The following is a 14875-nucleotide window of genomic DNA, read 5'->3' on the forward strand; positions in this document are numbered from 1 at the left end:
CCCTTTGGTGTACCGGCCTTTTTTATTCAGGAAAGTGGTTATGCGTGCGGTTCAATCCAGCAAGAATATCTTCATTACCACCCCGCTGGGGCAGGATGCCCTGATTCTGGACAAAGCGACGATCCACGAAGGTTTGTCGCAGCTGTCGCACATGACGGCCTTCGTGCACACCAACAGCCAGCAGGTTGACCCCCATGAGCTGCTGGGCAAGGCGGTGACCCTGACCATTCCCATTCACGATGACCACGGCGAAGTCGGTCAACAGCTGTATAACGCCGTGGTCACCCGTATTGCCTCCAAGGGCAGCCGTACCCCGGCTGAAGCGCTGGATGAAGTCCACCGTGACTACGAGCTGACCTTGCAGCCGCAGGCGTATTTCCTCACCCAGCGCCGGCAGAACCGCATCTTCCAGCAGCGCACCCCGCTGGACATCGTTACCCAGATTCTCAGTGAGCACAGCGTCAAGTTCGAAGACCGTACCAGCGGCAGCTTCCCCACCTTCGAGTACAAGGTGCAGTTTGACGAGACCGACTGGAACTTCGTCTGCCGTCTGCTGCAGCACGAGGGGGTATTTTTCTATTTCGAGCACAGCGCCGGTGATCACACGCTGGTGCTGGCCGATGACAGTACGGTCTACACCCCGTGCCTTGAGCAGCAGGTGGCCTACTTCACCGGGGATCTGGCCGAGTCTCATCTGTATGTCTGGAGCGGCATCGAGCAGATTGCTACGGGCAAGGTGCGCCAGCAGGGCTATAACTTCCTCACCCCGACAGCACTGGCCAAAGCACTGGTGGAGAACCCCGGCCAGGCCGAGCAGCAGGGCACCACAGAAAGCTTCGAGTACATCGCCGAAGCGGAAAATATCAACCGCACCCAGGCCACCGCCCAGACCCAGCTGGACGCCTTGCAGCATGATCAGCTGTGCGGTGAGGGCAAGAGTAACTGCCGCTCCTTCCGCCCCGGCGGCCTGTTCAGCTTCAAGCGCCATGAAGACAAGCGCGAAGAGGGGAAAAGCTACGTTGTCACCCGGATTAAGGTGGAAGCGTCCTCGGCGGATAACCAGGGTGAGCAGGCGCAGGAAGGTGATAACTACAAGAATGAGATCAGTGTGCTGCCCGCCGATGCGGTGTTCCGCCCCCGTCTGGCCCGTGATGACATCGCCGCGCGCGAGGGCGGTGACCGCAACAACTACCTGCTGCCCTACCTGCCGCGCATCTTTGGTTCACAGACCGCACGGGTGGTCGCCGAAGCCAACAGCGACGGCAGTGAGGAAGTGCATATTGATAAATACGGCCGGGTGCATGTGTGCTTCCACTGGGATCTGGAGCAGCGCAGCTCCTGCTGGATCCGGGTGGCGCAGGCCTGGGCCGGTAACGGCCGTGGCGCCTTCTTCTTCCCCCGTATTGGCGATGAGGTCATCGTCCAGTATTTAAGTGGCGACCCTGATCAGCCGGTCATTGTCGGCAGTCTGTACAACGGCACTAACCCCTACCCCACGGCGCTGCCGGAGAGCAAAACCCAGAGCGGTTTCATCAGCCGCAGCAGCAAGGGCGGTGGCAAAGACAACTACAACGCGCTGGTGTTTGAAGACCTCAAAGGCCAGGAGCTGTTCTACACCCAGGCCGAAAAGGACCAGCAGGCGCTGATCAAAAACAACCAGCTGACCGACATCGGCATGGACCGCCAGACCACCATCAAGAACAACGATGTGCTGGACGTGGGGAAGGTGTTCAAACTCAAGGCAGGCAGCCGGATTGAGCTGGAGGTGGGCGCCTCGACGCTGGTGATGGAGAGCAATGGCACCATTACGCTGAAGGGTAAAAACATCACGGAAAAAGCCAGCAAGATTGAGAAAGTGGCAGGCAAGATCAATCTGAACTGATGAGTCGGCTTCTCCCTTCGGCGTTTGATCTTGAGCGGCTGCAGCGTACCTTACAGCAGCGCGATGCCCTGGCCTGCCAGCCGCTGACGCCGGTTTCGCGGCTGCATACGCTGGACAGCGATATCCTCGGCCAGCTGGAGGACACCCTGAAGCCCCTGCGCACTCTGGCGCTGCCCGCTGACTGGCCCGCAGAACTGCGCCTGCTGGGGCAGCCGCTGGCACGCTTTTTTATCGCCGAACTGGCCGAGCAGGAACCGTTATGGCGCGCCGATCAGCAGGTGTACCTCACCCAGTTGTGGCTGACACTGCATGATCAGCCCGCCGAGGCGCTGTTTGAGGATCTGGAGGTCAGAGAGCGGGAAGTCCCCCGGCTTGACCGGGTGCTGGCTCATCTCCAGTGTGCGTTTGCCCTCCCGCCGTTACCCTGGCAGCACCACTCGCTGATGTTCTGTTACCGCTGGCTGCAGAATATGTTGATGCTGCCGTGGCTGAGAGACATGAGCTGGCGCGAGAAAGCGCTACAGCAACATGGCTATGACAAGGCGCTGGTTCTTCTTGATGAACTATTAACCGACCCAAGCCGCTTGCAGGCATTGTCTTCTGCACAGCGGGAATGGCTACAGGGAAGCAGGGCATTGGACTCTGCTACACTCGCCCATTTCACAACGCCCTCTGTGTCAAAAACCACGCTCCTGACCCACTCATGGAATATCACCGCCGATCACTATGGCACTCAGCTCTACGCTGGACGTGTTCTTCCGCTACTGGCGCAGCACTTACTGGATGCAGATACTCCCCAGCAGCTCAGACATGGATGCTCTGCACTGTGGTTGATGCACACCCCAGAGTCCCTACCGGCTTCGGTGCTCAGTCTGTGTGTGGAAGAAAATGACGAGCAGCTATTCAGCGACCGAGAACAAGCCTCGGACAAATTACGCCAGTGGGCCAGTGAACAACCTGACGATGACTGGCTACAACTGGCCGGTGCGCCCGTGACAGATGAGGCCGCCATGCAACCCCTCTGGCAGCACGGCCTGCAAGGCCATCGTATGGCGCTGGCCCACTACTGGAACCAGCAGCACGATGGCCACCAGTATCATCACCCCTGCCATCTCTGGGGCGGTTTATCGTGATGACGATCCCAGCCATGAGGGTGCAGCCCCTGATCTTTCGCTGCGGTAGCCTGCCCTCCTTTCAGGCGATGCAACAGGGCCATGAGATGGACCTGATTCTGCCGCCGCAGCCACAGCGGCCCTATTACTTTGCCCCGCTGTTACCCGCTGCCCTCAGTGACCCCCTGCGCCTGCATCGGTTAGGCATACAACTGATGGGGGAAACACGGCAGCACTTCCAGCGGGATGATCTCGTACTGGTGCTGCTGCCCGACTCAGCCACGCCTTACAACGACCGTCTCGCTGATCTCGAAGCACTGCAACGACTGGGGCTGGAAGCGTTACAAGACTATGCCGTTCACCTGTACCCCTGGGGAACCTGCGCCTGGGCCCTGTGCCAGCGGCGTCTGCAGCAGGCACTGCAACAGGGCAAAACCACATGGATCGTCGCACTGGCCAGCCCCCGACCGACCGAGGATGACATCTGCCGTGCGCCCACCCGGCACTACTGCGAAGGCGTCGCGCTGCTGAAAGTCACGCCCGCGCAGCACGGCATGGTGTGCTGCTGGCAGGGTTACGACAGCCACCTGGCCTCACAGGCCAGCGGCAACAGCGATCAAGCGCTGGCCGCACGACTGGCCAGCGAACCCTGGGCTGCGCAGAGCATCAGCCAGATCGTGTCGTCTCCCACACTGACGGGCTGGGCACCTTACTACCACGCGCTGAGACCGTACCTGTCGCCCAGCCTCGACACCGCCTGTCCCTTCGCTCATTACGGGGAGCTGGGCACCCTGGGTGGGCTGGCCAGAGCACTGATCATTCAGCAGCAATGGCAGCGTCCCGGGCGGCCGGGGGTAATGCCTGCCCGCGTCGCATTACAACTCGATACCCTCGGCCGTCTGACCAGCACGCTGCTGTGGCGCTCACACACGGCCGCTGTTCCGCGATCCAACACGACCGATCATTCAGGAGTTCACCATGGGTAAGCCCGCCGCAACGATTTCTCACAACCATACCTGCCCAGCCAAGCGTGGTAAGACTCCTCACGTGGGTGGTCCTATTATCAGCGGCTCTGGCAATGTTTTTATCGGTGGCTTACCTGCTGCGAGGGTCGGAGACAATCTGATTTGCAATGCCCCACCCGATACCATCAATGAAGGTTCGTCTACCGTATTTATCAATGGTAAACCAGCCGCACGCATGGGTGACTCTACCGAGCATGGCGGTGTCATCGTGCAGGGTAATGCCACCGTATTTATTGGTGACAAGAGCTATAGCAGCAGCGGCGGTACCCCTCCCGAGGAAAGCAAGATCGTCGAAATGGCCCGTCGTGACCTGTCGCGCATACAATACTGCCAGCGCAACGGCCAGACCCAGATCTGCAATGATCCGGTCTGCCCCTGTCGCAAAAACGGACACTGACAAGGACGTCACCCATGACTCAGCCCCTGATACGCTCAGGCTTTGCCTTTGGCCATCCTGAGCATCACCTGCACCCCGACAATTCGCTACCGCTGGCACTGGTGATAGATAGCGCCCGCCTGCCGCAGTGGCGGCATATCGCCGCAATGAAAGAAACGGAGCTGCAGTGGGCCAGCCTCTACGAAGACACTGCCGCTGAGCGCTTTGAGCCGGTCGGCCCCTTCCTGCTGCGCACCTACGCCGGCAGCCCGGTGCTTGATCTGCTCAGCAGCGATCCCGCCTGGGGCACCAGTGCCCTGCTCATCAGCCATCGCGGCGACTTCGACACCCTGCTCAGCCATCTGCGCAGTCTGGTCTTTGTGGAGGACGGCAACCGCCTCAACCTGATGCGCTTTTATTCCCCGTGGATACTCGACACCTGGTTTGCAGCGCTGGCGGATGAGCGCATTCATGCCCTGCTCGGCCCGGCCGAAATGTGGGCGTGGCGCAGTTTCAATTATCACGATGAGGGTGAATGGCAGTGGAGCTGGGTCGCCCATCAGCCCGGCCAGGTGCAGCACTCGCAAGGCTGGTACCGGCTGAGTGCTGATGAAATCCGGGTGCTGGATCAACTGGATGAGGGGGCCTGAGGATGCTACGTGATATGGGTGACATGCGTTTTGAGGCCGGTGACGATGATAGTGATTTTTACGTTATTCAGGCACGGGATACCCTGTCAGAACTGGCCAAAACACTGGGCATTTCTACCGCGGAGCTGGCGGAGCTGAACACCGATACGGTGCGTGACATCAACCTGATCTACACCGACCGCAAGCTTAAAGTGCCCAAACGCCTGACACTCCCGGCACCGGGCAGTACTCCGCTGCCCGCCCCCATTCCCCTTGATCCTAAAAAAACCGTGTGCGACATCAACGGTGACTATGTAGACGTTGTCTACTTCCCGGGGGTGCCGGGCGCAAAAGGCAAGGTAAAATCGGCGTGGTATGCCCTCACTCAGGCCGCGGTTGATGCCTTTGCCAAGGAAGAGAAACTGCTCGACGATGCCATTAAAGACTACCGTGCAGCACCGACTGAAGCGAATCGCGAGCAGGCACTGAAAGAGATGGAAAAACTGGGCTTGCTGGAAGCCTTCAAGCCGTTCCATCTGGCATTCCTGATGCCCGATGAAAAGACCCGGCAAGCCTATATCGACGTCGAAATAGCGCTGTTACTGGTCCAGGACACCTGCAACAACCAGCAATATCAGCGGGAACTGCCCAAAGCGCTGGAGAAAAAGTATCAGGATACCCAGCATCTGCCCGATGCTGCCCTGCGTTATACCCGCGAACAGTACTGGCAACATTACGCCAGGCAACTGCAAAACACCCTCAACCACTTTGAAAAGATCGCCCTGCAGAACGGTAAACAGTACGGGCTGGTCAAGTTCCAAAACAAAATCGTTCCGGTGGAAGACCCAAAGCGCTACGAGCTGCTGGGCACCATCGACAGCCAGCGCCAGCGCATCTACCGCGTCCTCGATAATCAGGAGACCGACGGCAGCCTGAGCCGCAATGCCCGGGAATACGTGGCGCTATGGCGCCAGAAAGGGGAAACCTATCGCAATGACGCCTACCGGGCATTCAGCGATGCGCTGTTTCACGGGTTTCGCCAGCTCAAAGTCGACCAGCAGATGTGCAACGGCTGGGTTCAGCTGGCCGAGGCGGCCTATCAGCTCAATATGCTGGGAGTGGTGATTCCGGAGCAGGTACTCAACGAAAGCGAACTGTTCTGGATGCCTGAATGCCTGTCTGGCGCCTGGACTGCCCTCGATGGCGGCACGGCGGCCCTTGAGATCATGCCGCTGTATGACCTGCTGGATAAAGCCAATATCCATGATGTGAGTGACCCTGCCTCACGGAATGCCACCTCGACCAGCATAGAAGAGGCCGCCGGGCGGATGGAAAAAGGCGCCCTGCAACCGGTTTTGACCTTTGGCTACTACCACTGCCAGCGCCTGCTCGGCAGTGTGGATGCACTGCTGAAAACACAAAGCAGTCGCTTCCAGCAGACCATCGGTATCGCCGCCCCCAGCGACTATCTGCGCCCGGCACTCATCCTCAAGTATCTGCTCAGGCAACGACTGGATGACTTACAGCAGATTGCTCAACAGCGGGTGCTCAACGGCCAGCTGGATGCCCGCTGCTTTCGTAATACCAAGGATGCCGCCGCCGCCCACGATACCAATGGCCGGGTGCAACTGCTCTGGGCGCAAAGCGAATGGCAGGCGCGTGAGGTGAAAAACGTCAACCCCCGTACCGGCGCCTTTCGCTTCAACAGCGAGTATGCCGTGGTGGTGGAGGGCTATCGCGTCAGTACCGGTGCCAAAATGCACTTTGTACGCAACAGCTGGCTGACGACCCTGCTCACCGCTGACCAGAGCAACAACAGCACCCCCGCCGCACCACAAACCGTGTGCCAGGGCCAGATGCTGCTCCTCTGCGCCTATGACAACCAGGGCCGCAAAGCCCCTGCGACGACCGATGAGGACGCTATCCACCGGCTGCCCAAAACGTGGCGTATTGATCTGAAGCACACCCTCGCTCACGTTCAGGAGCAGGCCGGGGCGCAGTCGACCGTTCATATCCCCTACAACGCCCTGTTTGATCAGTACATCTGCGCCAAGGTGGCCTCAGCCGAGTACCTCACGCTGATTGATGGCAACTACTACAGTTGCACGCTGGATGCCCAGTTTATGCGTTACCCGCAGACGGAAATGAAATGGGAAAGCCTCGGCAAGCAGCTCTACGAGGCCGCCGTGCTGCCCGAGGTGCAGAATACCGAGAGCGCCCAGTCGCCCGGCACCTACCGCTTTAGCGCCGAATGCAAATGGGAGCCCCTCAAGGCGCAGGTGACCTGGAAGGCGATGTTCCCCGCTACCGAGGACAACCAGCAGGTCAGCATCAGCTACGAGGTCTACCAGTGGGATGCACAGGGTAAACGCCAGAAGGAGGCCGCCGTCAGGGTCTACCCCATGGGCAAGCTCAAGATCGCCTTTGAGGCGACCCTCGGCGGGTATGCCGGGGCCAGCCTGGCGCTCTCCAGCCAGGTGCATGTTGACCGGGATAACGTCGGCCATATCGGTATGAGCGGCAATAATCCGGTGACCGCCAGCCAGATACAGCCGGGCTGGCGACTGGCCTCACAAAACACCCCCATGCGCGTACGCCAGCAGCAGGCAGGCGATGTCGTCACCCAGAGAACCCATGACAACAGTAAGAGCGCGGACCTCAGCAGCGATAAAAGCGCCTCCCCTCAGGGCGCACTGGGCCAGGACGCCGCCAAAAAGGGGCTGGCAGAGGTCAAGATCAATCTGTTTGGCGGGCTCGATGTCGGCGGCAGCCTCAGTGCCAAACTGCTGTGGGCACCGCCTGCCCCACCCGGCACAACACAGAAAGAGGAGTGGCTGACCCTAGCGGGCATCAGTGCGGAGGCCAAACTGGCTCTGGGTGCGGGCATCGCCGGGGAGTTCGTCATCACCTGCTACAAAGGCCGCTTTGTGATTTTGCTGTCCGCACGCTTTGTGTGGGTGGCCGGAGGCACCGGCAAATTCAGCTTTGAAGTGGACATCAGCAGCATTCTGCGCTTTGTCCGGCTGTTCCTGAGCCTGCTGGCGCGCAGTGATTTTCGCCGTATTACCGCCATTCAGATGGGCAGCGCCGCCATCGGCAACGCCAGCAGTCAGGGCAGCACCGATGCCGACAGTGACAGCGCCTTCAGCGTGATGAGCAACCTGCTGATCGTCTCGCTGATTACCGGCCTGCGCGTCACCGAGGCCTTTCTGCTGCCGTTTGATGCCCTGATCACCGTGGTCAGACAGCGGCTGGTGGCCGATCAGGCACCGCGTATCGCCCGCTATATTCTGGGCCGTCGTGGTGATGGCGGTAACCGGGAAGACTGGTTTGATAACCTGCTGCCCGAGGTCAAGGGCCGTATTATCCACGTGCTGCTGCACAAGGCCACACCGTCTGCCGGGGAGGTACTGGGGTCCGTATTGGAAGACTTCGGTTACGACGATAAAGCCAATCTGGACAATATCTACCAGCGTGCTGCCATTATGGAAATGCTGGGGTGGGTGACCAACGAATCACCGCTGGCGGGGGAACGGCAGTTTCTGGAAACCCTGTCGCGCTGCAACGAGGAAGGCGCCTTAACCGATGACCAGTTCTGGCACTATCAGGCCTTTGGCGATAACTGGATGCGGGTTTATGACTATTTTAAATCGCTAAAAGACCTCGATGACGATATGGCACCTGCGATTATTGCCCGGCTGAATGCAGGCAAAAGCCCCAGAGATGAAGATTATGAAAAGCCTATCATTATACCTAATGCTGATACCGGAAAAGACAGAATAGATCAGCTTCTTCAGCACCGAATTCGATTTAGCAATCATTTTAAAAACGACTACCGCTACTTTAAATATCGGGAGGAAAATTCTAATGAATATACCGGCTACGATTACGACTATAATACCGGGCAATTAGTACCCTATGTATATGCCTACCGGCTGGTCTACAGCGCAATGAATAAAATCACTTTACCTATTGCCCAGCGCCTAGCCCTGCTTGGATTACCTGAGGATGCCACAGAAGCAGATCCACGGGAGCTGGAAATCAAAAAGGACTCAATTTATGGAATGTAATCATTTATTACCGCTTTACAAAAGAGGCTTTAATACTGACCAGCTAGGCATGGCTCTGCTAAGCACCTTTTTTTTATGCCTCTTTTTTGTTACCTCCGTATCGGCAGCGGGCAGACTCACGCGAGAAGAAATACAGGCTATTATGGCGGGCCCGGGAATGCAGCCCAAAACCGTTAACCTCTCCGGCTACCCAGACCGAGAGCTGGCCATTGATGCCTTTGCCCGCGAAGAGTTTGACCGGGTGATTCGCCTCGGCAAAGCCGCCGCCGATGCCGGTGATGCTCAGCTGCAGTATATGCTGGGCGTCGCCTACTATCTGGTCACCCCGCAAGACTTAGGCAGCCCCGCGCTGGCCAAAAAATATATCGATATGGCCGCCCGGCAAAACAACCCCTATGCCCTCTGGAGTCTGGGCAGCAAAGTGCAGTGCAAAAGCTGGGGCACCTGTGATGACGATCTGGATGAGTGGCATGACAAAGCCAGAGCCGCATGGAAACAGCTGGCGGAGCAAGGTAATACTCAAGCGATGTTCTTTGTCGCCTTGGCGGGGCGCAATAGCTGGAAAAGCTATGTGCCCTTCCTCTCCGCCCGTACCCAAATGGAGAATTTTGAAAAGGCCGCTCGCGCGGGCAGCTATCAGGCCATGCGGGAATGGTTTTCACGGAATAGAAATAAAATAAAGGACGGCGATAAAGATCTAAGAGCCAAAGCCATAAGTTTGTTAACACCCTTCGTTAAGGACGGTAATACCCAAGCCATGATGGAATTAGCGAGAGTATATAACTACTACACTCATCCTTCTGAAATTGAAAAATCCGTCAAACTATGGAAAATGGCGGAAGAGCTAGGGGGAGGGAATTTAGGGAGTCATTTTTATGGATACTATAAAGATATTAGAGATTACAAAAATGCGTACTTATATGAGTTCTCCAAAGAAATGACAAGGTATTCACCCGCCCCCATCTATGAAGGATTTGAAATAGATTACCCCGACATCTTCACACCAGAAGTAATAAAAGAACTTCGCGCTCAAGCCATTGAGCGGTACAAGCAGATTGTCAAATGGGCCAATGAAGCCGGGTACAAACTTAAAACCGAAAAAGACGTGAATTATTTCCCGGCGGGCTGGAGTTTTGAATGATTCAGCGCGTCTATTCTGGCGGAGTTTTGTTTCATCCTGAATAAAACACCACTTATTAACCCTTCGTTAACGTTTATCAAGGAACAAACAATGAACGGAATCGCACGAGGTATTACTTTTCTGATGGGCTGCCTGTTTGGGCTAATGGGCATTATGTTCTTTGTGCTGGGAGGGGTAGCGGCGTCAATGATGCCTTTTGCCTTCAGCGGTGCCTCAGGCGTGATGGGGCTGATGTTCGTCGGGCTGGGTGGGCTGGGTCTCTGGGCAGCCATTGCTAACCGCCGTAGCGGCATCATTATCTTCGCCATCGTCAGCTGCCTGTTCTGGTACGTTGGCACCCTACTGGGGGCCATTGTGCTGCTGATGACGCTGGCCAGTGGAGAAGTGGAACAACCAGCGCAGCCACCGCATCAGTAACGTCTGGCTTGCCCTGACCATTCCCATTCACGATGACCACGGCGAAGTCGGTCAGCAGCTGTATAACGCCGTGGTCACCCGTATTGCCTCCAAGGGCAGCCGTACCCCGGCTGAAGCGCTGGATGAAGTCCACCGTGACTACGAGCTGACCTTGCAGCCGCAGGCGTATTTCCTCACCCAGCGCCGGCAGAACCGCATCTTCCAGCAGCGTACCCCGCTGGACATCGTTACCCAGATTCTCAGTGAGCACAGCGTCAAGTTCGACGACCGTACCAGCGGCAGCTTCCCCACCTTCGAGTACAAGGTGCAGTTTGACGAGACCGACTGGAACTTCGTCTGCCGTCTGCTGCAGCACGAGGGGGTATTTTTCTATTTCGAGCACAGCGCCGGTGATCACACGCTGGTGCTGGCCGATGACAGCACGGTCTACACCCCGTGCCTTGAGCAGCAGGTGGCCTACTTCACCGGGGATCTGGCCGAGTCTCATCTGTATGTCTGGAGCGGCATCGAGCAGATTGCCACGGGCAAGGTGCGCCAGCAGGGCTATAACTTCCTCACCCCGACGGCACTGGCCAAAGCCCTGGTGGAGAACCCCGGCCAGGCCGAGCAGCAGGGCACCACAGAAAGCTTCGAGTACATCGCCGAAGCGGAAAATATCAGCCGTACACAGGCCACCGCCCAGACCCAGCTGGACGCCTTGCAGCATGATCAGCTGTGCGGTGAGGGCAAGAGTAACTGCCGCTCCTTCCGCCCCGGCGGCCTGTTCAGCTTCAAGCGCCATGAAGACAAGCGCGAAGAGGGGAAAAGCTACGTCGTCACCCGGATTAAGGTGGAAGCGTCCTCGGCGGATAACCAGGGTGAGCAGGCGCAGGAAGGTGATAACTACAAGAATGAGATCAGTGTGCTGCCCGCCGATGCGGTGTTCCGCCCCCGTCTGGCCCGTGATGACATCGCCGCGCGCGAGGGCGGTGACCGCAACAACTACCTGCTGCCCTACCTGCCGCGCATCTTTGGTTCACAGACCGCACGGGTGGTCGCCGAAGCCAACAGCGACGGCAGTGAAGAAGTGCATATTGATAAATACGGCCGGGTGCATGTGTGCTTCCACTGGGATCTGGAGCAGCGCAGCTCCTGCTGGATTCGGGTGGCGCAGGCCTGGGCCGGTAACGGCCGTGGCGCCTTCTTCTTCCCCCGTATTGGCGATGAGGTCATCGTCCAGTATTTAAGTGGCGACCCTGATCAGCCGGTCATTGTCGGCAGTCTGTACAACGGCACTAACCCCTACCCCACGGCGCTGCCGGAGAGCAAAACCCAGAGCGGTTTCATCAGCCGCAGCAGCAAGGGCGGTGGCAAAGACAACTACAACGCGCTGGTGTTTGAAGACCTCAAAGGCCAGGAGCTGTTCTACACCCAGGCCGAAAAGGACCAGCAGGCGCTGATTAAAAACAACCAGCTGACCGATATCGGCATGGACCGCCAGACCACCATCAAGAACAACGATGTGCTGGACGTGGGGAAGGTGTTCAAACTCAAGGCAGGCAGCCGGATTGAGCTGGAGGTGGGCGCCTCGACGCTGGTGATGGAGAGCAATGGCACCATTACGCTGAAGGGTAAAAACATCACGGAAAAAGCCAGCAAGATTGAGAAAGTGGCAGGCAAGATCAATCTGAACTGATGAGTCGGCTTCTCCCTTCGGCGTTTGATCTTGAGCGGCTGCAGCGTACCTTACAGCAGCGCGATGCCCTGGCCTGCCAGCCGCTGACGCCGGTTTCGCGGCTGCATACGCTGGACAGCGATATCCTCGGCCAGCTGGAGGACACCCTGAAGCCCCTGCGCACTCTGGCGCTGCCCGCTGACTGGCCCGCAGAACTGCGCCTGCTGGGGCAGCCGCTGGCACGCTTTTTTATCGCCGAACTGGCCGAGCAGGAACCGTTATGGCGCGCCGATCAGCAGGTGTACCTCACCCAGTTGTGGCTGACACTGCATGATCAGCCCGCCGAGGCGCTGTTTGAGGATCTGGAGGTCAGAGAGCGGGAAGTCCCCCGGCTTGACCGGGTGCTGGCTCATCTCCAGTGTGCGTTTGCCCTCCCGCCGTTACCCTGGCAGCACCACTCGCTGATGTTCTGTTACCGCTGGCTGCAGAATATGTTGATGCTGCCGTGGCTGAGAGACATGAGCTGGCGCGAGAAAGCGCTACAGCAACATGGCTATGACAAGGCCTTGAGCATGCTCAATACGTTACTGTCAGACCCAAGCCATCTACAAACACTTGATACCTCACAACGGGAGTGGCTAAAAGGATGCCGCGCATTGGACGACGCCACGCTGATACAGTTACAGCCCTTGGCGTTCCTCCATGACAGCCACCTCACATTGTCCTCTGATCTCCACAATGTGACCGATACATGCTATGGCATAAACCTGCATAGCCTTCGGCAGATGCCAATCTTGATAGCGTCCTTGTTAGAAGCAAGCACACCGGTTCAAGCCCTCTATTGGCGCACCGCACTGTGGTTAATGCAGACAGCCGAAACACTGCCTACCTCCCTGATCAGACTCTTTGCCGAGGAGGATATCGCCCAATTGCAGGGCTCATGTAAACGTTTCGAGAATGAGCTCCGACTTTGGGCTGCAAGCGTAAAGGTCCAGTCAAACCAGTTACAACTGGCCGGTGCGGCCGTGACAGATGAGGCCGCCATGCAATCCCTCTGGCAGCACGGCCTGCAAGGCCATCGTATGGCGCTGGCCCACTACTGGAACCAGCAGCACGATGGCCACCAGTATCATCACCCCTGCCATCTCTGGGGCGGTTTATCGTGATGACGATCCCGGCCATGAGGGTGCAGCCCCTGATCTTTCGCTGCGGTAGCCTGCCCTCCTTTCAGGCGATGCAACAGGGCCATGAAATGGACCTGATGCTGCCGCCGCAGCCACAGCGGCCCTATTACTTTGCCCCGCTGTTACCCGCTGCCCTCAGTGACCCTCTGCGCCTGCATCGGTTAGGCATACAACTGATGGGGGAAACACGGCAGCACTTCCAGCGGGAGGATCTCGTACTGGTGCTGCTGCCCGACTCAGCCACACCTTACAACGACCGTCTTGCTGATCTCGACGCACTGCAACGACTGGGGCTGGACGCGTTACAAGACTATGCCGTTCACCTGTACCCCTGGGGAGCCTGCGCCTGGGCGCTGTGCCAGCGGCGTCTGCAGCAGGCACTGCAACAGGGCAAAACCGCATGGATCGTCGCACTGGCCAGCCCCCGGCCAACCGAGGATGACATCCGCCGTGCGCCCACCCGGCACTACTGCGAAGGCGTCGCGCTGCTGAAAGTCACGCCCGCGCAGCACGGCATGGTGTGCTGCTGGCAGGGTTACGACAGTCACCTGGCCTCACAGGCCAGCGGCAACAGCGATCAAGCGCTGGCCGCACGACTGGCCAGCGAACCCTGGGCTGCGCAGAGCATCAGCCAGATCGTGTCGTCTCCCACACTGACGGGCTGGGCACCTTACTACCACGCGCTGAGACCGTACCTGTCGCCCAGCCTCGACACCGCCTGTCCCTTCGCTCATTACGGGGAGCTGGGCACCCTGGGTGGGCTGGCCAGGGCGCTGATGATACAGCAGCAATGGCAGCGCCCCGGGCGGCCGGGGGCTGAGCCTGCCCGCGTCGCATTACAACTCGATACCCTCGGCCGTCTGACCAGCACGCTGCTGTGGCGCGCGCGCACGGCCGCTGTTCCGCGATCCAGCACGACCGATCATTCAGGAGTTCACCATGGGTAAGCCCGCCGCAACGATTTCGCACAACCACACCTGTCCGCAATACGATGGCAGAACCCCGCATGTCGGCGGGCCCGTCAGCAGTGGCTCAGGCAATGTTTTTATCGGTGGCCTGCCTGCCGCCCGCGTGGGGGACTCGCTGGTGTGCAATGGCCCGCCCGACACCATCAACCAGGGCTCAGCCACCGTGTTTATCAACGGCAAACCGGCGGCCCGTATGGGGGACAGCACCGAGCACGGCGGCGTCATCGTGCAGGGCAATGCCACCGTATTGATTGGTGACAAGAGCTACAGCGTCAGTGGTGGGACGCCCCCCGAAGAAAGCAAGATCGTCGAAGTGGCCCGTCGTGACCTGTCGCGCATACAATACTGCCAGCGCAACGGCCAGACCCAGATCTGCAATGATCCGGTCTGCCCCTGTCGCAAAAACGGACACTGACA

The 14875-nt window shown here is 58.5% G+C and carries 12 protein-coding genes; all 12 read left to right on the top strand.

Features of this window, described 5'->3' with window-relative positions; translation table 11 throughout:
- Positions 1-40: 40 nt before the first annotated feature.
- A complete protein-coding gene (gene tssI, locus QCD60_RS10200) occupies positions 41-1882 on the top strand; it encodes a type VI secretion system tip protein TssI/VgrG (RefSeq protein ID WP_279784869.1) in 1842 nt (613 codons plus the stop codon).
- Positions 1882-3015 carry a hypothetical protein gene (locus QCD60_RS10205; protein ID WP_279784871.1) on the top strand — a complete coding sequence of 378 codons (1134 nt, stop codon included), beginning with the start codon at positions 1882-1884 and terminating at the stop codon, positions 3013-3015. The genes tssI (QCD60_RS10200) and QCD60_RS10205 overlap by 1 nt, the downstream gene beginning before the upstream one ends.
- A complete protein-coding gene (locus QCD60_RS10210; RefSeq protein ID WP_279784873.1) occupies positions 3012-3980 on the top strand; it encodes a hypothetical protein in 969 nt (322 codons plus the stop codon). Before QCD60_RS10205 ends, QCD60_RS10210 begins: the two co-directional genes overlap by 4 nt.
- Positions 3973-4416 (top strand): PAAR domain-containing protein, encoded by a 444-nt coding sequence (locus tag QCD60_RS10215; RefSeq protein WP_279784875.1) that lies wholly within the window; start codon positions 3973-3975, stop codon positions 4414-4416. The genes QCD60_RS10210 and QCD60_RS10215 overlap by 8 nt, the downstream gene beginning before the upstream one ends.
- A gap of 14 nt (positions 4417-4430) precedes the next feature.
- The gene (locus QCD60_RS10220) at positions 4431-5045 is read left to right on the top strand and encodes a DUF4123 domain-containing protein (protein ID WP_279784878.1); all 615 of its coding nucleotides are present in this window, start codon (positions 4431-4433) and stop codon (positions 5043-5045) included.
- 2 nt (positions 5046-5047) lie between these two features.
- Positions 5048-9094, top strand: coding sequence for a LysM peptidoglycan-binding domain-containing protein (locus QCD60_RS10225; protein WP_279784880.1), 4047 nt, complete (start codon positions 5048-5050; stop codon positions 9092-9094).
- Positions 9084-10235, top strand: a complete 1152-nt coding sequence (locus tag QCD60_RS10230) for a hypothetical protein (protein ID WP_279784882.1) — start codon at positions 9084-9086, stop codon at positions 10233-10235. Before QCD60_RS10225 ends, QCD60_RS10230 begins: the two co-directional genes overlap by 11 nt.
- A gap of 90 nt (positions 10236-10325) precedes the next feature.
- The gene (locus QCD60_RS10235) at positions 10326-10652 is read left to right on the top strand and encodes a hypothetical protein (protein WP_279784884.1); all 327 of its coding nucleotides are present in this window, start codon (positions 10326-10328) and stop codon (positions 10650-10652) included.
- Positions 10612-12327 (top strand): type VI secretion system tip protein TssI/VgrG, encoded by a 1716-nt coding sequence (tssI, locus tag QCD60_RS10240; RefSeq protein WP_279784886.1) that lies wholly within the window; start codon positions 10612-10614, stop codon positions 12325-12327. Before QCD60_RS10235 ends, tssI (QCD60_RS10240) begins: the two co-directional genes overlap by 41 nt.
- Entirely contained in the window at positions 12327-13472 is a 1146-nt protein-coding gene (locus QCD60_RS10245; RefSeq protein ID WP_279784888.1) for a hypothetical protein, read from the top strand. Before tssI (QCD60_RS10240) ends, QCD60_RS10245 begins: the two co-directional genes overlap by 1 nt.
- Positions 13469-14437: a hypothetical protein gene (locus tag QCD60_RS10250; protein WP_279784890.1), complete on the top strand. Its 969-nt coding sequence runs from the start codon at positions 13469-13471 to the stop codon at positions 14435-14437. Before QCD60_RS10245 ends, QCD60_RS10250 begins: the two co-directional genes overlap by 4 nt.
- Positions 14430-14873, top strand: a complete 444-nt coding sequence (locus QCD60_RS10255; protein WP_279784892.1) for a PAAR domain-containing protein — start codon at positions 14430-14432, stop codon at positions 14871-14873. Before QCD60_RS10250 ends, QCD60_RS10255 begins: the two co-directional genes overlap by 8 nt.
- Positions 14874-14875: the final 2 nt, after the last annotated feature.

It is taken from the genome of Pokkaliibacter sp. MBI-7 (genome assembly GCF_029846635.1).
Taxonomy (GTDB): Bacteria; Pseudomonadota; Gammaproteobacteria; order Pseudomonadales; family Balneatricaceae; genus Pokkaliibacter.